The 21,295-nt window shown below is 41.5% G+C and carries 23 protein-coding genes; 11 read left to right on the forward strand and 12 right to left on the reverse strand.

Going from position 1 to position 21,295, the window contains the following annotated elements; genetic code table 11:
- From ACQQ5U_RS04580 to ACQQ5U_RS04595, 4 genes are all read left to right on the forward strand, one after another.
- Positions 1–594, forward strand: coding sequence for a gluconate 2-dehydrogenase subunit 3 family protein (locus ACQQ5U_RS04580; protein WP_437395769.1), 594 nt, complete (start codon positions 1–3; stop codon positions 592–594).
- A gap of 4 nt (positions 595–598) precedes the next feature.
- On the forward strand, positions 599–1,966 hold the full coding sequence (locus tag ACQQ5U_RS04585; protein WP_437395770.1) for a Gfo/Idh/MocA family protein: 1,368 nt from the start codon (positions 599–601) through the stop codon (positions 1,964–1,966).
- A 109-nt stretch (positions 1,967–2,075) separates the two neighbouring features.
- Positions 2,076–2,315 carry a nucleoside hydrolase-like domain-containing protein gene (locus ACQQ5U_RS04590; RefSeq protein ID WP_437395896.1) on the forward strand — a complete coding sequence of 80 codons (240 nt, stop codon included), beginning with the start codon at positions 2,076–2,078 and terminating at the stop codon, positions 2,313–2,315.
- A gap of 38 nt (positions 2,316–2,353) precedes the next feature.
- Positions 2,354–2,455: a hypothetical protein gene (locus ACQQ5U_RS04595; protein ID WP_437395772.1), complete on the forward strand. Its 102-nt coding sequence runs from the start codon at positions 2,354–2,356 to the stop codon at positions 2,453–2,455.
- Between the two features lie 55 nt (positions 2,456–2,510).
- On the opposite strand, the gene ACQQ5U_RS04600 is transcribed toward ACQQ5U_RS04595, so the two are convergent.
- Positions 2,511–3,248, reverse strand: coding sequence for an NUDIX hydrolase (locus tag ACQQ5U_RS04600; RefSeq protein WP_437395773.1), 738 nt, complete (start codon positions 3,246–3,248; stop codon positions 2,511–2,513).
- Positions 3,249–3,339: 91 nt separating this feature from the next.
- On the opposite strand from ACQQ5U_RS04600, the gene ACQQ5U_RS04605 reads away from it, so the two are divergent.
- From ACQQ5U_RS04605 to ACQQ5U_RS04635, 7 genes are all read left to right on the forward strand, one after another.
- Positions 3,340–4,968 (forward strand): carboxylesterase/lipase family protein, encoded by a 1,629-nt coding sequence (locus tag ACQQ5U_RS04605; protein WP_437395774.1) that lies wholly within the window; start codon positions 3,340–3,342, stop codon positions 4,966–4,968.
- Positions 4,965–6,266 (forward strand): CitMHS family transporter, encoded by a 1,302-nt coding sequence (locus ACQQ5U_RS04610; RefSeq protein WP_437395775.1) that lies wholly within the window; start codon positions 4,965–4,967, stop codon positions 6,264–6,266. The genes ACQQ5U_RS04605 and ACQQ5U_RS04610 overlap by 4 nt, the downstream gene beginning before the upstream one ends.
- Before the next feature lie 3 nt (positions 6,267–6,269).
- Positions 6,270–7,616 carry an acyclic terpene utilization AtuA family protein gene (locus ACQQ5U_RS04615; protein ID WP_437395776.1) on the forward strand — a complete coding sequence of 449 codons (1,347 nt, stop codon included), beginning with the start codon at positions 6,270–6,272 and terminating at the stop codon, positions 7,614–7,616.
- 3 nt (positions 7,617–7,619) lie between these two features.
- Entirely contained in the window at positions 7,620–7,931 is a 312-nt protein-coding gene (locus ACQQ5U_RS04620) for an AtuA-related protein (RefSeq protein ID WP_437395777.1), read from the forward strand.
- 10 nt (positions 7,932–7,941) lie between these two features.
- Positions 7,942–8,988 (forward strand): alpha/beta hydrolase, encoded by a 1,047-nt coding sequence (locus ACQQ5U_RS04625; RefSeq protein WP_437395778.1) that lies wholly within the window; start codon positions 7,942–7,944, stop codon positions 8,986–8,988.
- 76 nt (positions 8,989–9,064) lie between these two features.
- Positions 9,065–11,374, forward strand: a complete 2,310-nt coding sequence (locus ACQQ5U_RS04630) for a glycoside hydrolase family 3 N-terminal domain-containing protein (RefSeq protein ID WP_437395779.1) — start codon at positions 9,065–9,067, stop codon at positions 11,372–11,374.
- 140 nt (positions 11,375–11,514) lie between these two features.
- Positions 11,515–12,111: a Crp/Fnr family transcriptional regulator gene (locus tag ACQQ5U_RS04635; protein WP_437395780.1), complete on the forward strand. Its 597-nt coding sequence runs from the start codon at positions 11,515–11,517 to the stop codon at positions 12,109–12,111.
- A 172-nt stretch (positions 12,112–12,283) separates the two neighbouring features.
- Here the strand turns inward: ACQQ5U_RS04635 and ACQQ5U_RS04640 are convergent, their stop codons facing one another.
- The 11 genes from ACQQ5U_RS04640 to ACQQ5U_RS04690 form a co-directional block, all read right to left on the reverse strand.
- Complete coding sequence (locus ACQQ5U_RS04640) at positions 12,284–13,351, reverse strand: DUF3137 domain-containing protein (protein WP_437395781.1); 1,068 nt, start codon at positions 13,349–13,351, stop codon at positions 12,284–12,286.
- A 4-nt stretch (positions 13,352–13,355) separates the two neighbouring features.
- The gene (locus ACQQ5U_RS04645) at positions 13,356–14,159 is read right to left on the reverse strand and encodes a DUF1266 domain-containing protein (RefSeq protein WP_437395782.1); all 804 of its coding nucleotides are present in this window, start codon (positions 14,157–14,159) and stop codon (positions 13,356–13,358) included.
- A gap of 10 nt (positions 14,160–14,169) precedes the next feature.
- Positions 14,170–14,733 carry a LemA family protein gene (locus ACQQ5U_RS04650; protein ID WP_437395783.1) on the reverse strand — a complete coding sequence of 188 codons (564 nt, stop codon included), beginning with the start codon at positions 14,731–14,733 and terminating at the stop codon, positions 14,170–14,172.
- 2 nt (positions 14,734–14,735) lie between these two features.
- Positions 14,736–16,043 carry a hypothetical protein gene (locus ACQQ5U_RS04655; RefSeq protein WP_437395784.1) on the reverse strand — a complete coding sequence of 436 codons (1,308 nt, stop codon included), beginning with the start codon at positions 16,041–16,043 and terminating at the stop codon, positions 14,736–14,738.
- Between the two features lie 14 nt (positions 16,044–16,057).
- Positions 16,058–16,411 (reverse strand): hypothetical protein, encoded by a 354-nt coding sequence (locus ACQQ5U_RS04660; RefSeq protein WP_437395785.1) that lies wholly within the window; start codon positions 16,409–16,411, stop codon positions 16,058–16,060.
- The gene (locus ACQQ5U_RS04665; RefSeq protein ID WP_437395786.1) at positions 16,412–16,552 is read right to left on the reverse strand and encodes a hypothetical protein; all 141 of its coding nucleotides are present in this window, start codon (positions 16,550–16,552) and stop codon (positions 16,412–16,414) included.
- Positions 16,549–17,163 (reverse strand): hypothetical protein, encoded by a 615-nt coding sequence (locus ACQQ5U_RS04670; RefSeq protein ID WP_437395787.1) that lies wholly within the window; start codon positions 17,161–17,163, stop codon positions 16,549–16,551. Before ACQQ5U_RS04670 ends, ACQQ5U_RS04665 begins: the two co-directional genes overlap by 4 nt.
- A gap of 15 nt (positions 17,164–17,178) precedes the next feature.
- Positions 17,179–17,949 (reverse strand): hypothetical protein, encoded by a 771-nt coding sequence (locus ACQQ5U_RS04675; protein ID WP_437395788.1) that lies wholly within the window; start codon positions 17,947–17,949, stop codon positions 17,179–17,181.
- Position 17,950: 1 nt separating this feature from the next.
- A complete protein-coding gene (locus ACQQ5U_RS04680) occupies positions 17,951–18,913 on the reverse strand; it encodes a hypothetical protein (RefSeq protein ID WP_437395789.1) in 963 nt (320 codons plus the stop codon).
- 83 nt (positions 18,914–18,996) lie between these two features.
- Complete coding sequence (locus tag ACQQ5U_RS04685) at positions 18,997–20,061, reverse strand: trypsin-like peptidase domain-containing protein (protein WP_437395790.1); 1,065 nt, start codon at positions 20,059–20,061, stop codon at positions 18,997–18,999.
- A gap of 10 nt (positions 20,062–20,071) precedes the next feature.
- Positions 20,072–21,277 (reverse strand): hypothetical protein, encoded by a 1,206-nt coding sequence (locus ACQQ5U_RS04690; RefSeq protein ID WP_437395791.1) that lies wholly within the window; start codon positions 21,275–21,277, stop codon positions 20,072–20,074.
- Between the last annotated feature and the right edge of the window lie 18 nt (positions 21,278–21,295).

The following is a 21,295-nucleotide window of genomic DNA, read 5'->3' on the forward strand; positions in this document are numbered from 1 at the left end:
ATGGACCGGAGAAAAGCTTTAAAATTTACAGGAAGTATGGCAGCTGCTGTCGTTGCTGGCCCTTCATTGTTTTCACTATTACAGTCATGCAAAAACGAATCCAGAGTTGATTGGCAACCACAATTCTTGACCATGGACGAAGCAGCCTTCGTATCCAAAATAGTGGATATGATTTTACCACGGACAAAAACTCCAGGGGCTTTGGATGTAAAGGTGGATATTTTTATTGACAAGGTCTATGCCAATTTGTACGATACGGATGGACAAAATAATGTTCGAAAAGAAATCGCAAAATTCAATGATGACTGCAGAATCGATTATGGGGATGCCTTTGTCTCCCTATCCGAATCCGACCAAATTAAAGCCCTCCAAAAAGCGGAGGAAAATTCTGGTCAATTTGAAAGCAGTGTTTGGGGAACTGCCATTGGAAACCCAGAACCGGTAGGCTTTTATCGCTCGTTAAAATCGACCGCATTATGGGGCTATTTTACCTCGGAGCAAATAGGGGAAAATGTATTGAACTACGACCCTATTCCAGGAGCCTACCATGGCTGTCTGAACCTAGATGAAGTAGGAAATAAGTGGAGCCTTTAGATTTATGAAATCCGCACCATTTTATATCAACCGAAGGAAGTTTTTATCCGGCACTACCGCTGCCATGGCGCTTTCATCCTTTGGTGCCTATGGGCTTGATTTAATGTATTCCCCAAAAAAATGGAATGTGGGTCTTATCGGCTGTGGATGGTATGGCAAAAGTGATCTGTTCAAACTGATTCAAGTAGCCAATGTCGAAGTCGTATCCCTCTGTGATGTAGACCAAAAACATTTGGGAGAAGCGGCCAATTTAGTATCGCTACGACAAAAATCTCGTAAAAAGCCAAGATTATATCAAGATTATCGAAAAATGTTGGCTGAAAAGGATTTGGATATTGTTCTGATTGGCTCACCAGACCATTGGCATGCACTCCAAGCCATTGAAGCCATGGAATCAGGTGCCCACCTTTACCTTCAAAAACCCATTAGCCTTGATATTTTGGAAGGTGAAGCTATTCTGGCAACGGCCCGAAAACTTGGTAAAAAAGTACAAGTAGGTACACAGCGTAGAAGCACCCCTCACTTAATAGAGGGGAAGAAAAATATTGTTGATGCTGGACTATTAGGAAAAATATCACATGTGGAAATGTGCTGTTATTACCACATGCGATGGAATGAAAATCCGCCAGTTACGCAAGTTCCTGGTTATTTTAATTACGATTTTTGGTCAGGCCCAGCTCCATTGAGACCCTTTGTAGGCTTACCGCATGGAAAATGGCGTGCCTTTACGGAATACGGAAATGGCATTGTAGGAGATATGTGCGTCCACATGTTGGATGCCGTTCGGTGGATGTTGGGGCTCGGATGGCCTAGAAAAATTAGTTCCACTGGTGGGATTTATGTGCAAAAAGATTCTATTGCTAATACTTCCGACACGCAAACCGCTATTTTTGAATTTGATGAGCTCAATTGTGTATGGCAACACCGAAGCTGGGGCAACCCGGCAGACCCAGAGTATCCTTGGGCATTTTTTATACATGGTGAAAAAGGCACTTTTAAAGGAAGTGTGTTCCAATATGAGTTTATTCCGAATGATAGTGGTAAAACAATAAAAAGAGAAGTGGTTTACGAACGTGAGCAATATCCAGAGGATTTAAAGGAAAAGGATATTGAGTTGCATACAGCACCCGCTACAAGAGGTCATATGTTAGATTTACTAGATTCCATTGAAAAAGATAGACTGCCAGTAGCGGACGTGGAAGAAGGTCATATTTCCACTGCAAGCTGCATCATGGCCAACCTTTCCATGGGATTGGAGCGTCCTTTGGTTTACAATCCACAAAAAAGAATTGTTGTTGATGATGTCGAAGCTACCACATTATTAAAGCGTAATTATCGAGGACCTTGGCAGCATCCTTCTGAATCTATTTAATTATCAAATTTTGCTATTAAATCGGTAGTGAATCATAATACTCATAATAAAAAATCCAGCCTCTACTCTCCTTTTTGTTTGTAATCGCTACTAGTTTAGAAGACGCACCATTGTTACCACAGACGGTGAAATCTACGATGTAAATACCTTTATTCGGTTTCTCATGTACACCAATGAATTTGATACCGAAGGTTTAATCTATTCGAGTTCCATGTGGCACTGGAAAGGAGACGGCAAGGGCACAATTATGGTTTCAGAGATGGAAATGACCCGCAATATTTATGGGGAGCGAAACGAATTAAGATGGCCTGGCACTACTTGGATTCAGAAGATGGAGCAGCAAACGTGACACTTGAAAACAATAAATTGATATGACAAATTCCCGAAATGGCTCAAGCAGATGGGGAATTTCATCTGATAGTTGAAGGTATGAATACTGGTTTATCAGCCCTAACAAGATATCAAAGGGTAATCTTTAAAATTCAATAATTTAGATCCAAAAGTAAAACAAGTGTTAGAACAAGGGATAGCCAAGATTATTCAACTACTGGTTTTCTATAAATGAGTTTTTAAAGCTATACAAGTAAGGAGCTCTATGGGCACCTCCCGTAAATCTTTTTTCATGACGGATCAAGGCATTGGTCGCCAACATTTTTCTATGGAAAGCGGTTCGCTTGAACGGTTCGCCCATGATTTTTTCATAGACGCTTTGCAGTTCTCTCATCGTAAATTTTTCGGGCAACAGGTTCATCCCCAATAATTTTCTGTCCAGATTTGAGCGCAGGGTCTCAAGTGCTTTTTGTACAATTTCCAAATGGTCCATCATCAAAGGGGGAAGTTCGTCAAAGGAATACCAATCAATGCTGTCAGCCAAAGCATCAGGCACTGGATTTACTTCTTCAAAATTGATTAGCGCATAATAGGCAATGGATATAAATCGGTCCAATAGCCATTCATTGGCCTTGGGATCTAGCCCGTTCATTTCCAATATCCTCTCCATAGCTTTGGAATCAAATCTATCAAGTCCTCCAAAAGTCTGGAACTGTTCCAAATATATATTGTCGATTCCCGTTCGTTCCACCACACCTTTAGCTACCGCCTCGTCCAAGCTTTCGTTTCGTCGCACAAAACCTCCGGGCAATGCAAATAGGCCTGTATTGTGGTATTGCAATACTAGTATTTTTAAATCTTTTCCATTGAAACCGAATATGACCGAATCAAATGCGATATGAGAAAGATAGTCCTCTTTTTTAAGGTTTTGAGAATGTTTATCAGTGTTCAAAATAGAATTTTTTGTAAATAAAGCATGAAAAGTCGTAAAAACAAATTATTATTGTAACAAATTGTTACAATAACAAATAATCAAACGCATAATGAAGAAATTAGCTATAAGCTTTCTGGTTTTACTGGGTTTTGGTCTTACGATAACAGCTCAGGACGATAATGCTTTTCCCGTTCAGGTTGACCTAAAGAACGGAACGATAGAGGGACTCTATGACACCCATACGGGCATTCAAAAGTATTTTGGTATTCCCTTTGCAAAGCCTCCTGTGGGCGAACTGCGATGGAAAGCTCCACAGCCCTTAGATGACTGGAAGGGCATCAAGGAAACTAAGGAATTTGGGCCACGCCCGGTTCAGGCCATGGTGTTCGGGGATATGAAATCGCGATCAAGAGGTTTAAGCGAGGACTGTCTATACCTGAATGTATGGACACCTGCCAAGTACAATGACAAGGATCTTCCCGTTTTGGTCTATTTTTATGGCGGGGGCAATGTAGCAGGCGATGCCTCCGAATACCGTTATGACGGTGAGAGTATGGCCAAAAAGGGCATAGTAGTGGTGACTACCAACTATCGTTTGAACGTTTTTGGAAATTTGGCTCATCCAGAGTTGACAGCGGAGGCTCCATATAAGGCCTCTGGAAATTATGGCCAGTTGGACCAGAACATGGCCCTTCAATGGGTACGGGACAACATTGCTGCTTTTGGAGGGAATCCCGACCAAGTGACGATTGCAGGGGAATCTGCCGGTTCAATAGGAGTAAGCGTCCAGATGGCATCTCCCCTATCAAAAAATCTTATTGCAGGAGCTATTGGGGAAAGCGGGGCAGCCATTGTACCGACCATGGCCCCCGTTTCCTTGGAAGAAGCCGAAAAACAAGGAACACAATTTCTTGAAAGCATAGGTGTAGAAAGCATAGCTGCGTTGCGAAAACTGAGCACAAGAGAGATTTATGAAAAGTACAACGACACCCAAAGGTTTGGTTTCCCCATGGTCATTGATGGTTATCTACTGCCAAAAACACTGCCCGAAATATTTGCTTCGAAACAACAAGCGCAAGTGCCCTTATTGGTTGGATGGAACTCTGCCGAAATCCCAGGTATGGCATTTACGCAGGGCCCGATTACAAAAGAGGCCTTTGTAGAAAAGGTAAAGCAAAATTATCCCAAAAAATACGAAGAGGTTTTGGAGCTCTATCCTCATGGTACACCCACAGAGGTTGAATGGGCAGCGACCAATTTGGCATCCGATAATTTTATTGCATATAGTACCTGGAAATGGTTCGATTTGCACCGTAAAAACTCAGACCAATCCGTTTACCGTTATCTATACAGTAAGATACGTCCGCCTTTACGCGATCAAAATCTAGTCTCTGGATTAGCGGGCGGGACCGTGGAACGGGGTTCCAATGCGCCTCAAATGCCAAAACCTATTGGAGCACCACATGCTGCAGAAATAGAGTATGCCATGGGCAATTTGCCTCTTGTGGATGATTATGCCTGGACCGCCGATGATTACAAAACCTCCAGCACTATGCAAGAGTTTTTTGCCAATTTCATTAAAACTGGAAATCCCAATGGCGATGAAGTTCCCAACTGGGATGCCGCCAAAGCAAATGAGAGTGAGCCTCCAGTAATGGTCATTGATACGGAGAGCGGATCGACCAAGGCGGAGAACGATGCGCGCTATAACTTTTTGGACAAAGTCTATAAAAATTGATACTCTTTGCGGGCATAGCGATAACAGTGGTACTGCTAGCACTTATTCTTTCCAAAAAGGTAAGTGCCCTTTCCGCTTTGATCATTGTGCCCATTGTAGGCTCGTTGATGGCAGGCTTCGGTCTGGATACCGCTGATTTTGCCATGCAAGGAATCAAAAACATTGCACCAGTGGTCGCCATGTTCGTTTTCGCCATATTGTTTTTTGGTGTTTTGACCGATGCTGGTATGTTCGACCCCATTATCAATACCATCCTTAAATTGGTGGGACGCAATCCGGTTAAAATTACCATAGGTACGGCTATCCTGTCGATGATTGTTCACTTAGATGGTTCCGGAGCAGTTACTTTTCTCATTGCCATTCCGGCCATGCTTCCCCTTTTTGAGGAACTTAAAATGGATAAAAGGGTGCTGGCCTGTGTAGTTGCCCTCGGTGCTGGAACAATGAATTTGGTACCCTGGGGAGGCCCTACCATTAGGGCAGCTACGGCATTGCAGGTCGAGATTACAGAATTGTACACTCCTGTTATGATACCCCAATTGTTAGGGATATTGTTCGTTTTGGTCATTGCATGGTATTTAGGCTCCAAGGAAGCCAAACGACTTCATTTGAATTCCATGGAAGATAGAGGCAAGAGTTATTCAAAAAAGATAACAGAAGACGAAATGCATCTTAGGAGACCTCGATTGTTCTGGTTCAACATCCTGTTAACGATTGCTGTCATTGCATTTCTGATCACCGGTGTTGTTGCCCCTGCCCTACCCTTTATGTTGGGTACCATTATTGCTCTAACTATCAATTATCCAAATCTTAAAGATCAGGCATCCCGAATAGATTCGCATGCCAAAGCCTCCCTATTGATGGCTAGTATCTTATTGGCTGCAGGTGTCTTTACAGGTATCATGACCGAATCCGGTATGATCGCTGAAATGGCAAGTGCGGCTGCAGATGTGATTCCTGCCAGTGCTGGGAAACAAATTCCGGTCATCATGGCGGTTACCAGTATGCCCTTGAGCTTTGTTTTTGACCCCGATTCCTTCTATTTTGGATTTCTACCGGTACTGTCGGAAGTTGCTGGCCAGTTTGGTGTGGAGCCCATTAGTGTAGGACAGGCCGCTATATTGGGGCAAATGACTACTGGATTTCCATTAAGCCCATTGACAGCTACCACATTTTTGCTCATTGGCTTGGCAAAAGTGGATTTGGCAGAACACCAGCGGTTTACTTTTAAATATGCCTTTGCCATTACCATCGTAATGACCATTGTTTCCATATTAATCGGGACCATTCCCATATAAACTATGATCAAACAAGAAAAAACAATTCGCATTGGATCAGGAGCAGGCTATTCGGGAGACCGTATCGAACCCGCTGTGGACCTTATAAAAGAAGGTAATTTAGATTATATCGTTTTTGAATGTCTGGCGGAGCGTACCATAGCATTGGCACAATTACAGAAAATGCAGGATCCAACATTGGGATATGATCCTTTATTGGAAGATAGAATGAAGGCCTGCCTGCCTCTTTGTGTTTCAAACAGCGTGAAACTCATAAGCAATATGGGTGCCGCGAATCCAGTGGTAGCCGCCAAAAAAACTGCTAGGATTGCACAGGAACTTGGCCTGGCTAATTTAAAAATAGCTGCTGTTTTCGGTGATGATGTTATATCGATGCTCAACTTCAATACACAGAATTTTTTGGAAAGTGGCGATTCCTTATCGGTTTTAGCGGACGAAATTATTTCGGCAAACGCCTATTTAGGCGTGGAAGGAATTTTAACAGCATTGGAAGATGGAGCTGATATTATTTTAACAGGCAGAGTGGCAGACCCTTCCTTGTTTTTGGCTCCCCTAGTTCATGAATTTGGATGGTCATTGGAGAATTATCCCTTATTGGGCAAAGGTACGGTTCTGGGTCATTTAATGGAATGTGCCGGACAGGTATGCGGGGGATATTTTGCCGATGGAGTCAAAAAACATGTTCCAAATCTGGGAAATCTTGGTTTTCCCATCGCAGAAATCACAGAAGATGGCTCTTTTCACATCACCAAATTAAAAGATGCTGGAGGAATGGTAACACCTGCAACCTGCAAAGAACAGCTATTGTACGAGGTACATAACCCTGCTGAGTATCTGACGCCGGATGTGGTTGCTGATTTTTCTGGGGTTTCATTCCAAGAATTGGATAAAGACATCGTAAAGGTCACTGGAGCAACGGGAAGACCATTGACCGGAAAGTTAAAAGTATCCGTTGGCTATCGTGACGGATATATGGCAGATGCCCAGATAAGCTATGGTGGTAGTTATGCGCTGGAAAGAAGCCGATTGGCCATTGAAATCATTGAGGAAGGGCTTCGGGCGAAATATTTGGAACCTGAGGATATTTTATTTGATCTGATTGGTATAGACAGCCTTTTTAAAGAAAGAACCTCCCATGCAAATCCCCAAGAAATACGGTTGCGCGTAGCGGCCAAAACAAAGACCAAGGAAGCTGCCGTACAATTGGTGAACGAAGTGGAAACATTATATACCAATGGCCCGGCAGCTGGGGGCGGTGTTTCAAAATCCGTTACTGAAATCATAGCCATACAATCCATTTTAATGGACAAAAGCAAGGTGGCCCCAAAAGTCGAACACTTTAAAAGTTGACCTATGAAACTAAAAGATATAGCACATTCACGTACAGGTGACAAGGGAGATATTATAAATATCTCGGTCATTGCATTTGATGAAAAGGATTATTCCCTATTGGTAGAACAGGTTACCTCAGCAAAAGTGAAACAGTTTCTTGGGGAGACCGCCCTGGGTGAAGTGACCCGATATGAGCTTCCTACATTGGCAGCGATGAATTTTGTTGTGCAAAAAGCCTTAAGGGGCGGGGTTACCCGCTCACTGCGAATGGACAAACATGGCAAAACACTATCCTCGATTTTGTTGGAAATGCCCGTGGATACTAAACATTAAAACCAGATTGATGAAAACGCTTTTAAAATTACTATTGGTCATCTTTACCTTTCAGGTGACGCACGCACAAACCGCAAAAGGAACCATTGTAATCGATTCCATATACTCGGAGAATTTGGCCAATGATTTTGAAGAGAACCCTACACGAGAAGTTGGGGTATACCTGCCACCAAACTATGGGGAAGGAACCAAAAGATATCCCGTAATCTATTTTTTACATGGATTTTATGGTGATCATACCATGCTGGAGCCTATGAAGGAAATCTTGGATTTCGCCATAGCGACCAAACGTATCCGACCCTTTATTTTGGTGATTCCCAACCAAAAAACGACCTATGAAGGCAGTTTTTATTCCAACTCGGGCGTATTTGGAAACTGGGAAGACTTTACTGTTCAAGATTTGGTATCTTATATGGACGAGAATTATCGAACTATTGCAAAAAAGGAAAGCCGTGGAATAACCGGGCACAGTATGGGCGGTTATGGCGCTTTGAATATTGCAATGAAATACCCTGATGTTTTCAATACTGTATACGCCATTAGTCCAGGAGCTTTAGCCATAGTACGTGAATATGGTCCTAACAGCAACACTTTCAAAGAACTATCTGAAATATCTACCTATGAAGAGTTGGAAAAAACATATTTTGGAAAAGTAATGGTGGCCTTTGCCCGTTCTTGGTCGCCCAATCCAGATAATCTACCTTTTTATTGTGATTTTCCATTCGGATATGAAGATGGGGAATTGGTAATACATCAGCAAACCCTTAAAAAATGGCACGACAACATGCCTTTCTACAATCTCGAAAATTACATTGATAATCTTAAAAGCTTAAAGGCCATTAAAATGGATTGGGGACGAAACGCTGGCGAGCGGTTTACCCAGCAATGCAAAATGTTCAGTATAAAGTTGGAGAATTTAGGTATAACACATTTTGCAGAAGAATATATTGGAACACACGTAAACAATATATACACAAAAGATGGTCGTATTCCACAACAGGTTTTGCCCTTTTTTGAATATTATCTTGAGTTTGAAGTGGGAACCAATCAAAAGTAGGGTTAATGAAATATTTTTCTTAGTGCAAGTCATTAGCTTGCCTTTGATCATCACATAAACAACTAAACAATATATTATGCATACTTTACAACATCGAATAAAACTTGCCAGTATGTTCCTGGCCATACTCGTGGTGGGATGTTCACCAAAGTTCACAGAAGAACAGAAAGATGGTTTTAACCTAGTACACAATGAAAATGGGGAAACCTTGGGGTATAGCCCAAATTCGGGAGTATCCATTCTTACAGATGACCAACTGGCTTTTAAAGACCTGAATAAAAATGGCACTTTGGATCCCTACGAAGATTGGAGATTATCCGTGGACGAACGTGCTTCCGATCTTGCATCAAAAATGAGTGTGGAACAAATCGCCGGTTTAATGCTCTACAGTGCCCACCAATCCATTCCCGGAGGTGGTAACAGTTTTTTTGGGCCTGTGACGTACAATGGGAAGCCTTATGCTGAAAGTGGCGCAAAACCAAGCGACCTTTCGGATGCGCAAAAAAAATTCCTTCAAGATGATAATCTTAGGCATGTACTGATTACGAGTGTTGAGACACCTGGAATTGCCGCACAATGGAACAACAATGCCCAAAACATGGTAGAGGGTATTGGAATGGGAATTCCTGTGAATACAAGTTCCGACCCAAGACATGGAAGTGACTCCTATGCAGAATTTAATGCAGGAGCGGGAGGGCAAATATCCATGTGGCCAAGTACGTTGGGCATAACTGCCAGTTTTGACCCTGCGATCATGCAACAATTTGGCGATATTGCCTCCAAGGAATACCGAGCTTTGGGTATAGCCACGGCACTTTCACCACAAATTGATTTGGCCACAGAACCAAGATGGTCACGTTTTGATGGTACCATGGGCGAAGACCCGAAACTCGCTGCGGATATGGCGCGTGCATATGTCGAGGGCTTTCAAGCTTCAGAAAATGGTGATTGGGGCAATCAAAGTGTAAACGCCATGGTAAAACATTGGCCTGGAGGTGGACCCGAAGAAGGTGGTCGTGATGCCCATTTTGGGTATGGATCCTATGCAGTATACCCTGGAAACAATTTAAAAGACCATTTAAAACCATTTACCGAAGGAGCCTTTAATTTAGATGGACCAACAAAAATGGCAGCGGCAGTTATGCCCTATTATACCATTTCCTATAAGCAGGACTCTAAAAATGGAGAAAATGTAGGCAACTCGTACAACAAATATTTAATCACTGACCTCCTTAGAGGCAAATATGGTTACGATGGTGTGGTTTGCACGGATTGGGGAATTACACGAGATGCAGCAACGGTTTATGAGTTTCAGGGGAAACCATGGGGGGTCGAAGATTTAAGTGTGGCTGAACGTCATTATAAAATAATAGAAGCTGGATGCGATCAATTTGGTGGCAACAACGAAATGGGTCCCGTTATCGAAGCATATCAAATGGGCGTGGAAGAGCACGGTGAAGAATATATGCGTCAACGGTTTGAAACCTCGGCAGTACGATTACTTAAAAATATTTTCCGAACCGGATTGTTCGAAAATCCATATTTGGATGTATCAGAGTCCGAACAAATTGTAGGTAATGCCGATTTTATGACCGCTGGTTACAATGCACAACTTAAGTCGATTGTTATGCTGAAGAACCAAGCCAAAACATTGCCTATAGAGGTCAAAAAGAAAGTTTATGTCCCTCAACGCTTTATTGCATCGAGTCGAAATTGGTTTGGCATAGAAACGCCAGAACGCACCGAATATCCTTTCAATATGGATGTGGTCGGAAAATATTACGATGTTGTTGAATACCCTTCGGAGGCCGATTTTGCTCTAGTGGGTATTGAAAATCCCAATGGTGGTGTCGGTTATGATGTAAATGATAAAGAAAAAGGAGGCAATGGTTATGTGCCCATCAGTCTACAATATGGTACATATACCGCAACGGATGCTAGAGAAACTAGCCTAGCATCGGGAAATCCATTAGAGGAGGCCACCAATCGTTCCTATAAAGGAAAAACAACCACGTCCTCCAACATTGCTGATATGGCTTTGGTCACAGACACCAAAAGAAAAATGGGAGATAAACCTGTTATTGTTGTGGTAAAAGTGTCCAAACCCATGATTTTTGCAGAAATTGAACCTTCTTCCGATGCGATTTTAGTACAAATGGGAGTACAGGACCAAGCATTGATGGACATCCTATCAGGGAAAGAGGAACCCTCCGCCCTTTTGCCGTTTCAAATGCCAAAGGATATGAAAACCGTAGAACTCCAGTTTGAAGATGTCCCTAGAGATATGGAACCCTATACGGATGCTGATGGGAATACATACGATTTTGCATTTGGGCTTAACTGGCACGGTATAATCGATGATGCCAGAGTAAAAAATTACAAATAAGCACTCAATTTTAAAAAGCTCCCTAATAAAGGGAGCTTTTTTTTAACATACATTTATTAATTCTAAAAGAAAATTTACGTCCAATACATTGTACTATTTTTGCGTATAAATAATTTTTTTAAACCAAACCGACTTTATAAATGCTTTCTAGCGAGAATACCGAGAAAAACCTGTTCATTGTTGATTTTCTCAATTCCATTCATCCTATAAGTCCTAACCTCAAAGAATTTTTAATCAAGAATATTAAGAGCTGTTCATTCGATAAAAACGAAATCATTAGTAAAGCTGGAGAGGTTTGCAATAAGCTTTATCTAATCAAAAAGGGTATGGTTCGTGGGTATTTTGAAAGTGAATCCTCCGAAATAACGACATGGGTGGACAGTGAAAATGAAGTTTTCACCTCTATTACCGGCTTTTTTAGAAATGAAGTAAGCCAGGAATACATACAAAGTCTGGAAAATACCTCTTGTGATTATTTAGAATACAAAGATTATAAACACTGTTTGGACCATTTCCCCGAAATGATTCAAATAAACCGTATACTGCTTGAAGATTACTATATCTTGGCCGAGCATAGAGTATATTTGGCCAGGATTCCCAATGCTAGCAAACGGTTGGACTATTTTATAACAAACAGTAAACCAGAAATAGTTGACAGGATTCCAAAAAAATATTTGGCCTCATTTTTAGCAATGAGGCCAGAAACATTGTCAAGACTTATGAGGGAGAGGGATTAATTAATATTGTTTCTGAAACCATTTAATCGAATTCTGAACTGTCCACAAAACGGTACATTAAGAAGTAAAATTTATGGATGTTTTACAAAAAAATAATTAGCCCTTTTAACTAAATCCTAAATAGAATCAGTTTATGCTAAGGAAAAATCATCTTATTGAATGAATGTACCATCTACAACTTTAGTTCTTCAGAAATTTCCAAGGCTGTTTCGATTTCCCTAACCAACTCCTCTATTATCTCGATTTTTTCCAGTTTTCCCGAAGAAAACGAAAACAGCCCATTATCATTCACGACCGACAAATACAGTTGCCTATCCTGAAATGATAAAAATATGGGACGGGCAAATTTTTCTTTTAGGGCAACTATTCGTTCCATTAGCGAAGAAGACAAAACATAACGGGCTTCCACTTGATCTGTGCCGTACACCACAAATTTATCTGTAAATCTTGGGTCTTCCATGTGTATTTTATGTTCTTCCTTGAAGTTAAAACTCGCCAATCTATCCAATACAGCCATTTGATTATTGGGCAAAACCACGGTATGGCCATCCAGTTTCTTTTTAAAATGTAGCCAACAAAACATCCCTCGGTAGGTGAAATATTGATTGTCCGCCGATGTATTTGAAAACACATTCTTGAAAACATATTCATATAAGACCACCAACATGTTCAGGATGGGAACATGCATTAAACCTCCAGTTACCTTGCTGGGTACATTTTGTTCTACAACCCCGATATCCGCTATGTTAATGATTGTATCGTTGGTTCTTCCCCTTATCTGTCCAAAATTATATATGGGAGTGTCTTTCTTTACCCATGCAAATAATTTGCTATGGATGACTTCTTTTATAGGAGGGACGGCACCTTGGGTAAATTCCACCTTTGGAAATAATGTTCTAACCATTTTGGCAATAGTCTCCTTTTCCCGCTGTTTAAACTTTTGAAAAGCTCTGGTAAAAAGAAAAGTAGTCGGATAAAGCAACACCAACAGCCCTATGATGGGATAGACATTCGCATAAGGATCGTCTTGGGCGGGCAAAAATGGTTTCATAACGGACCGAAAACCTATCTTCAAGGGTGGAAAATAATTGCCGAGCAATAGCAACGCCATCAACAAAACGTATACACCCGTAACGCCCCACATTATTTTTTGAAAAACCAGGGTGCGCTTTCTCTTTTTGTATAGCTCGTTGAGCGCCCCGCTGGTTTCGCTATATGCTTTTTGTATGTTGTGCTGCATAGTCTTACCGTGGCCAGTCAATCGTATTCCAAGGACTGTTGGGGTTTTCTTGCACTTGTTTATAGAGGTGGTATACTTCCTCTTTATAGGTGTTGTAATCGGCTTTCATATCCAAGGCAAACCCAATGATAAAACTTTTTCCAAAGTCTTCCCAAGAGGAAAAATACTCCAACGCCAATCCTTTGGCAAAATTGATGACCTTCCATGCTTCTTCTTCAGAAATAAGATTGCCCGTATAAGCTTTGCGTGCCTGGCCGACCAACATGGCCGCATCATAACCGGCCACCCCAAGCTCCAATTCAGAATCGAAGGTGAGAATGCCTTTTTGCTTTAGGATGTTTAAGGTTTTCCCAGAACTCAACCACTCCAAATAACGATGAGCCCGCTCATTGTTCTCAAATTTTTGTTCCATTATTCGCTCCCATTGCTCTTGAGGTTCCTTTTCAATCATTGTTTGGATAAAATCAAAGTACCACCGCCGACCATCCTTCATAAAATACTCGGCCAAACTCCAATAGCCCGCTGGCGTATCCATGCCCCAACCTTCCAGATAGGGCTTAACTTTTTTGGCGGTTAAAAATGAAAGGGTATTCGTGTTGGCCTCCCACCATTCGGCTATGGGCGTATAAAACGCCAGGGCGAATAATTGTTCTTGATCGAGTGTACTGTCTGACGATTTTCTAAATTTTGCCTCGGTCATATCCGGGGCATCGTATTCCTTTTTTCCGATTTTAAAATAACGAAATACGTAAGAGCCGACGGCCACTAAAAGTATGATGTAACTGTACCAAGGTAGATTTTCGAACATTTGCATGTTTTTATGGATTTAAAAGTTGATTGATATTGATTTCTTTCTGTTCCGCTTCGGGTATTTCCAGCAATACGGCGGCTTTATCCTTTCGTAATTGCGCCATCAGGTTGATCGGGAACATTTGAATTTTGTTGTTATAAACCGTGACGGCCGCATTATAGGCCCTCCGTGCTGCAGAAATATGGTCCTCGATATCGGTAAGTTGATTCTGAAGGTCCAAAAATTGCGTATCTGCCTTTAGGTTGGGGTAATTTTCCACGTTTAGGTCAAGCCCCCCCATAATCTTTGTCAATTCATTGGAAGCCTGAATCTTTTCTTTCGGTTCCATGGCCGTACTTACCTGACTGCGCAGTTGGGTCACTTTCACCAGAACTTCTTTTTCATGCGCAATATACTTGTTCAGCATGGCCACAAGGTTTGGGATCAGATCGAATCGTTTTTTAAGATAGATCTCAATACTGCCAAAGGCTTGAGCCACTTGGTTTTTCCTGGCAATGATTTGGTTGTTGGCCATAATGGCCATAAGGCCCATAAGTGCCCCAATGCAACTGATGATAACAATGATTTTCATACTCAAGTTTTATCCGCTTTGTATTCCTCTCCATTGAATTTCAACACCGAGGTTTCAGTTGAAATGGTTTCATTTGAAATGCATTCCCCATTTTCATCCACATCGTCTTTGGTTTCGGTGATCTTGTTTTTTACCAAAATATCAAACCAGCCCATGGTCTGTTTTTTTGACAGGAAGAGTATTTTTTCGTTGCGAACAAATTCCCCCCAACAATCGGTATCCCATTCGCCGCCATAATCCATAACACTATAATTGCCCAGGATTTTTTGTAGTTTATTTCCAGATTTTACAAAAAGGGATAGGGTTTCGTTCTCATAGGGGTTGGGCCTGGACAATCCTAAATAATACACCCGAATCCCAAAAGCCCTTTTTTCGTTTAAAACCTGGTAAGGAGCCGTATCTATCTTAATTTCCCGAAGTTCTACCGCATCGGATACCCATTCGTTGGTTTGGAAACTTTCAAAGTACTTGTACTTTATTTTTCCTGAACGGCTATCCGCAATAACGATATGGCTGTTAAGCTCAAAGTAGTGTTCCCCCTCGTCCACGATTTCAGGGATTGCTATGATGACCTCATTGGGGTCCTGGGGACTTACCTTGGATGCGACCAAATTGGTCTTGACCATCAAAAGATTGAGGCCAAGTTCATTCAAAACAGATAAGATGAGCGTATAATCCTTAAGGGTTTTACTAAGTGTTTTGGAATTTGAGGCTTCTATTTTCCCATCGCTCTTAATCCTGTACTCCTCTTGTTCAATCTCCTTTTTTTCTGTCCAAAAAATACGGTTCGATAAAATCTTGTTCTCACTTATTTTGGACTCCACCCTAGACGAACCTTCTGCTATTTCATCATAGGCAATTAATTGATGGTCGATCATATTACCCTCCAGATCATAATTGACCAATGTGGATTCCATTTCAAAATCCCCCTTTCTGAAGGTCATCACCACGGTATAAAATTTTGATGACAATTGAACTTTGTACAAGTCCATGGGTTGATATTTCGATGCTTCAGCGTAGAAATCCGGGTATACTTTTTCGATACTTAAAATTTGGGCATCAAACGCTTTACGATCCGCTTCATCGATAAATCTGTCAAAATTTGTGGTGTCGATTAGTGGTAGCTGTTTTTCCTTGATACCGTCCATCACATCACTAAATTTCCGTGTGTCCATTTTTTTGGGCACTTCTTCGGCTACGGCATCTACTACATTTTCATCAGCATCTTGTGCCCTATGTGGGGGTTCTTGTTTTTTGTTTTGGCCACAAGCGATGAAAATCAAGAGGGCCGTTAGGTGTATGTATTTCATTTTATCTCTTTTATTTATATCACATCAATGACCTTTTCAAGTAAATAATGTACTATGGCTACGAGTACTGTAATGATCAGCAGTACCGCCAAACGGATAACCGTCTTTTTCGGGTTGTTTTTTAGTTTCTTTCTTAAGTAAAAAACATCCAACACTACAAAGCATATTGCAATGACGGCCCCAACCCATAGTCCTACCTGGATTGTTCCAACCGCAAAAAAAAGATACCACAGATATCCCCATCCCTCTTCGCTTACCGCATCGGGACCTAAAACCAAACGCCAAACCACACGCATGTACCCAATGCCTATAAGCAATGACAAGACTGTCCATAACAAGTAAGTCAATATGTGTTTTAACAGGTGCATCTATAGCATTTCTTTGGTGCATACACGGTCTCCTTCAACTTCATCAGGCATCCCTTTTAGCTTATCCAATACATCTGCATCGGCCAAATCCTTAAGGCAAGACATCAACAACAGCACTACACATACGACAAGAAGCTTCATTTTAAACCTTTATTATTAGGATAAACACCAGCCGAAACCCTATTTAGGCTATCGACCCGTATAAGTTCCCCTTCATTGAAATAATTGATTTCCCCACAAAGCAAGGTGGAATCCTGCGGGCATGGATTATAATAAACCTCGGCCAACTTGTAATCTGGATACATGCCCAATTCTTCGGTTACGAACCCACCAAGGTCTTCTTCATGGTCTATAAAGTAGCCCGTACCGGCATCGCCAACAAAACCAAAGGTCATGCCGCCGTATTCATAAAAATAGATGCCGTTTTCCCTGCGATAAGCAAGTGCTTTCCCCTCTTTATGTTCGGTGTTCAGGTGTTCCTTTATTTTTTCTTGGATTGCCTTTTCCACTATGGAATAATCTTTATCAGGGTATTTTACCAAATACAAATTGGGATATACGTTTGACTGAATGAACCGCATATGCTTAAAAAAGAAGTGGTTGATGCCCACCGAAAGGATACCGATCGCAAGCACCATTAAAAATACCCTTAGCCTTATTTTATTCCGCAAAATCCATTTGATAAGCACCTTGCCCAGAAAAACCAGGCCGGCCAACAATAAGAGCAGAAAGAGGATGAGGATGATTCCCATTACGTTGTTTATCGCTTACTGATAATAGTGTTGTATTTCGGTTAGGATGGTGAAAACGACCCCATCGTTTTTTTCTATTTCCCTACGTTTCCAAAAGGTATACTTCCAATATTGGCCATGTAAGTATCGCGTATCCGCTTTAAAGTAGAGGTCTTCAAAAAAGGCTTCCTTATTGTTTTGCCCCGATATTTCTTCGTGGGCGGACAACAATTCCTCCACCTGATTTTTAAATACGTTTTGATACAGACTTTTAGGAGTATTATTAAAGATATCCTGCTTATACTTGTTGAATGCTTGTTGTAACTGTTCCGGGTTACGGTACCTATTCAAAAAACCAAGGGTTAGTCTATTGGCCAACGAGGCATTTTTGTCAAACAGATTATCTAAGAATGTAGAATTAAAAACAAGATTGGTATAGTCAATACTGGAACCGATTACCGCCTTAATAAAACCTTCCTCTCCAAAATCATCGACCACCACATCCACTATTTCATTTACACACAAGGCATCCAATTTTTCACTAGTCTGAAATTCCTTTAGACACGGATTGATGATGGCATACTCGGTTTTGGTGAAATCTATGGATTGATAGCTCATGGTATTGCCATAAAGCAACTCTTCCCTTGCAGATTCAGCTGCAATCATTTTGTTCTCTTGAAGTACTTCGTTGAGATAATCGCCTTCCTGCTTCATTTCAATCAACTTGAGCGATTCCGAGGAAAAATAATAGGCCACACCTACCGACCCAAGAGCAAAAACCAACAAGATGACAACTACTTTTTTCATTTCAATCTTTGTAATGATTTTGAACTTCCTTTAAAATACCATACACCTCAGCCGCATTGTTTTCGGTAAAACGACGGTCCCAAAAACTGAATGGCCATGAATACTCGAAAGAACGGGTATACTCCAACGATGGAAAATCGAGGAAAACCTCATCCGAAACATCGTACATTCTATAAAATTCCATATAGTTTGGTGTTGCCGTTATGGTGTCGTGTACTTCTATTAAATCATCCACAACTTGTTTGCAGAGCTGGTCGTATTTCTTTTTCGAGAAAAAAGTATAGATATAGGATTTGTTGTGATTCCATAGCTTGCCAATGTTTTCTGCTGATCGGTCAAACGATTTGATCTTTTGGCCTATGTACAATAGCTGGCTCATGCGTTCAAAAAAGGCATAGTTCTCCGTATCGTTCAAATCGCCATAATTTCCATCAAAATCGTCGTATTCATATACGGCAGGCACCACATACAACGCCCCATAATTCGACCTGTGGAAATCTTTGGTATTCCAGTCATATTCAAACGTAATGTTCAAAACGGTGTTCCAATAGGTTTCCCCATATTCTTGGCTTTCCAAACGGGCCATTATTTCATCCCGTATCGTGTTTTTATAGGAAACCACATCCAAAGCGTTCGCGCCCATATTCAATAGGAAAGCTTCGTAACCGTGCAAAACATTTCGATATTCTTGAAAGTATATAAAAGCGTTCAGCTCTTTTTCCGTGGGACCATTATCATCAGGTGTTTCCAAAACGGACATTTCTTGAATGGCGTATCGTTCCTTTCTATTTTGATAGGCCGAATACTCCGAAAAAGCATAAAATGATGCTGCCGCAAGGAAAAGTCCAGCCACTACAAGCAGGGTCACGGTAATTGATTTCCTTTTTGACAAGGCCAAAAGCACCAATATCAGCAGACAAAAAATAGCCGATGCGCTAAATAGTATTTGGGCAAACGTCAACATGGGATTGTTCTACTTCTTTTTATTTTTACGTTATATATGGATACTTAACTAGTATTCGTCATCACCGAGTATGCCTCCGGATTCTATTTGCTATAATGCGTCATTTCCGCCCCAAAATCGTTCACAAATGTATTGTCCAGTTCATCTGCTTTGGTGGCAAGTTGGGCGAGACATTCTTGTATCTCATCTTTATTTTCAGAATACAAATCGCTAATATGGATGCGATAGGAGAGGTAAATCTGGTTGTCGGAAATGGAAAGCCTGTGCGGGCCCATATCCGCGGTTAGGATATACTCATAAATATCTGCCAGATTTTTACGGGGCAAATCGTTTAGAGGCGAAGTGGCGAACAGGTAATTGTTGTCATAAACAAACATTCGTATCTCCGCACTGCCCTGATGAAAATACCAACGCTCCCTGCCAGATCTGGCCAAAACGGGATTGATGTTCAATCTAGTTATGGCCTCCTCTACCTTTAGACTAAAGTCCGATAGTACCATTTCCTCAAATAGTTTTTCGTCTACGTTGGTACCACAATTCGGGCAATAATCGGTCTTTTCTTCCATCAGCCCTCCACAATTGGAGCAACCTAGGGTAAACGTATTGGATAGTTCGCCCGCAATCTGTAATTCTTCCCGAAGGGTCTCCATGGGAATGGCAAAACCCATGTTATCGGCATCAGAAAATTTAGAAGTTACGATACCTATCAACTCCCCTTTTTCATTGATGACAGGCCCGCCACTATTTCCTGGATTGATGGCGGCATCTGTCTGAATGTAATAGCTGCCTCCAATGCTTTGACGCGGGTTTGAAACGATACCTTCGGTCACCGTGAACGGCATACCATAAGGATACCCCAAGACAATCACTTTGTCCCTAGATCGAGATTCCGTATCATGGTCAACGATCACCGTATCCATAGGTTTTGGAAGGTTTTCAACTCTTAAAAATGCAATATCCTTTCCTGGATTTACATAAAGCACTTGGGTCAAATACCTATTTTTATCTTTTCCTTCCAGGCTTACGGTGTGGCAACCCGCCACAACGTGGTAATTGGTGATGACCAGGTCATTTTCTTTATGGTAAAAACCGGTACCCGTGCCGTTTGCAGTATTTATCTTGAATACCGAACTTTCTATGTTTTCCATAATCCCTTGCTTAATTGGTTTTAAAATTGGCCATGATCTCTTGCATGGCCGCCATGGATTGCTGCATTTGTTCGCCCATGAGTTTGGAAAGGTCCATCCCGTAATCGGCACCCATAAACGTATCTTCCATAATGGCTTGCATGCCCTTTAAGAGGATGGGGGCCGCTTGGCTCCAATCCAGCCCACTTGCCTGACGCAAGGCATCGGTGATAGGTGTACTGATGTCAGCATGCAGCAAATTGTAATAGAACAAATTATAAAAACAGGACTGTATGAGATTAGAAGCATCCTCGAATCTTGAATTGGCCATCATTTCCTGCGCCTCTTCATAGTTTTCTTGCCAATTTTCCCGAATGTTTTCCTTTTTTCCGCTGTATTTATAGGGGATAAAGGTTTCTATCTGATAGAGGTTGGCCATGAATTGCTCCTTTGGCAGTTCTTTCAATTTTTCCAAGGCCGATTTTCCATTCAGCAACCGGTCATGAAAAGGCAGCCTACCATCAAAAAGTCCGTCTACCGACTTTTCCAAAAGGGTACGCAAATACCCCTGGGGTTCTGCATGAAATTCTATCTTTTTCAAGGTGATGTTCAAAGTGTACCATGCGTTGTTTCCATGCCGTTTTTCCATGTACTGGTCAAAACGTTGCAGGCCATCTTCCAAAATTTTTAGATAGTTGTCGTAAGCTTCTTGTTTACTATTTTCTGGGAAAGGGGTTGTTTTTGGCTCTTGGATGTGAGCTGCCCCAAACTTTTCTATAAACTCGTCGTCATAGCTATCGGCATAATAGCAGATCTCCCTAAGGACCCCATAGATTTTGTACGGTTCACAAAGGGATATTGGGCATGAAAAAGTGAAAAACACCAAATGATCGTCCAAGACCACGTTGGTCAGATTAAGCGGATACATGCGCAGTTCCGCCAATTTGCGCATCATGGGTACCTTTTTGGCATTTTCTATGTTCAAAAAAGGGCATTTGACCAACAGCTCATCCGCTGTTTGGGCAATGGACACCACTACCGAACCATGGGGTATTTCATAGGCGTCACCCTTTTTTTTATCACAAAGATGATTTCCGGCATAATCCAATAGCGTAGGGACTACCTTGTCATACTGTTTATCATTAAAAAGGGCTAATGCTTCGTCCCATTTTTCATCTTGTCTTGTGGATGATTTCTTAGGGTTTAGTGGCGGATAATAGGTGTTGTTTATGTTCACGGTATTATTGGTATATTC

It is taken from the genome of Flagellimonas lutimaris (assembly GCF_051494225.1).
Classification (GTDB): domain Bacteria; phylum Bacteroidota; class Bacteroidia; order Flavobacteriales; family Flavobacteriaceae; genus Flagellimonas; species Flagellimonas lutimaris_A.

What these genes read in the sequence shown, in the direction of transcription:
- ACQQ5U_RS04580 (WP_437395769.1), top strand. Translation starts at nt 1, where the DNA reads ATGGACCGGAGAAAAGCTTTAAAATTTACAGGAAGTATGGCAGCTGCT.
- ACQQ5U_RS04585 (WP_437395770.1), top strand. Translation starts at nt 599, where the DNA reads ATGAAATCCGCACCATTTTATATCAACCGAAGGAAGTTTTTATCCGGC.
- ACQQ5U_RS04595 (WP_437395772.1), top strand. Translation starts at nt 2,354, where the DNA reads ATGGCTCAAGCAGATGGGGAATTTCATCTGATAGTTGAAGGTATGAAT.
- ACQQ5U_RS04605 (WP_437395774.1), top strand. Translation starts at nt 3,340, where the DNA reads ATGAAGAAATTAGCTATAAGCTTTCTGGTTTTACTGGGTTTTGGTCTT.
- ACQQ5U_RS04615 (WP_437395776.1), top strand. Translation starts at nt 6,270, where the DNA reads ATGATCAAACAAGAAAAAACAATTCGCATTGGATCAGGAGCAGGCTAT.
- ACQQ5U_RS04620 (WP_437395777.1), top strand. Translation starts at nt 7,620, where the DNA reads ATGAAACTAAAAGATATAGCACATTCACGTACAGGTGACAAGGGAGAT.
- ACQQ5U_RS04625 (WP_437395778.1), top strand. Translation starts at nt 7,942, where the DNA reads ATGAAAACGCTTTTAAAATTACTATTGGTCATCTTTACCTTTCAGGTG.
- ACQQ5U_RS04630 (WP_437395779.1), top strand. Translation starts at nt 9,065, where the DNA reads ATGCATACTTTACAACATCGAATAAAACTTGCCAGTATGTTCCTGGCC.
- ACQQ5U_RS04635 (WP_437395780.1), top strand. Translation starts at nt 11,515, where the DNA reads ATGCTTTCTAGCGAGAATACCGAGAAAAACCTGTTCATTGTTGATTTT.
- ACQQ5U_RS04640 (WP_437395781.1), bottom strand. Translation starts at nt 13,351, where the DNA reads ATGCAGCACAACATACAAAAAGCATATAGCGAAACCAGCGGGGCGCTC.
- ACQQ5U_RS04645 (WP_437395782.1), bottom strand. Translation starts at nt 14,159, where the DNA reads ATGTTCGAAAATCTACCTTGGTACAGTTACATCATACTTTTAGTGGCC.
- ACQQ5U_RS04650 (WP_437395783.1), bottom strand. Translation starts at nt 14,733, where the DNA reads ATGAAAATCATTGTTATCATCAGTTGCATTGGGGCACTTATGGGCCTT.
- ACQQ5U_RS04655 (WP_437395784.1), bottom strand. Translation starts at nt 16,043, where the DNA reads ATGAAATACATACACCTAACGGCCCTCTTGATTTTCATCGCTTGTGGC.
- ACQQ5U_RS04660 (WP_437395785.1), bottom strand. Translation starts at nt 16,411, where the DNA reads ATGCACCTGTTAAAACACATATTGACTTACTTGTTATGGACAGTCTTG.
- ACQQ5U_RS04665 (WP_437395786.1), bottom strand. Translation starts at nt 16,552, where the DNA reads ATGAAGCTTCTTGTCGTATGTGTAGTGCTGTTGTTGATGTCTTGCCTT.
- ACQQ5U_RS04670 (WP_437395787.1), bottom strand. Translation starts at nt 17,163, where the DNA reads ATGGGAATCATCCTCATCCTCTTTCTGCTCTTATTGTTGGCCGGCCTG.
- ACQQ5U_RS04675 (WP_437395788.1), bottom strand. Translation starts at nt 17,949, where the DNA reads ATGAAAAAAGTAGTTGTCATCTTGTTGGTTTTTGCTCTTGGGTCGGTA.
- ACQQ5U_RS04680 (WP_437395789.1), bottom strand. Translation starts at nt 18,913, where the DNA reads ATGTTGACGTTTGCCCAAATACTATTTAGCGCATCGGCTATTTTTTGT.
- ACQQ5U_RS04685 (WP_437395790.1), bottom strand. Translation starts at nt 20,061, where the DNA reads ATGGAAAACATAGAAAGTTCGGTATTCAAGATAAATACTGCAAACGGC.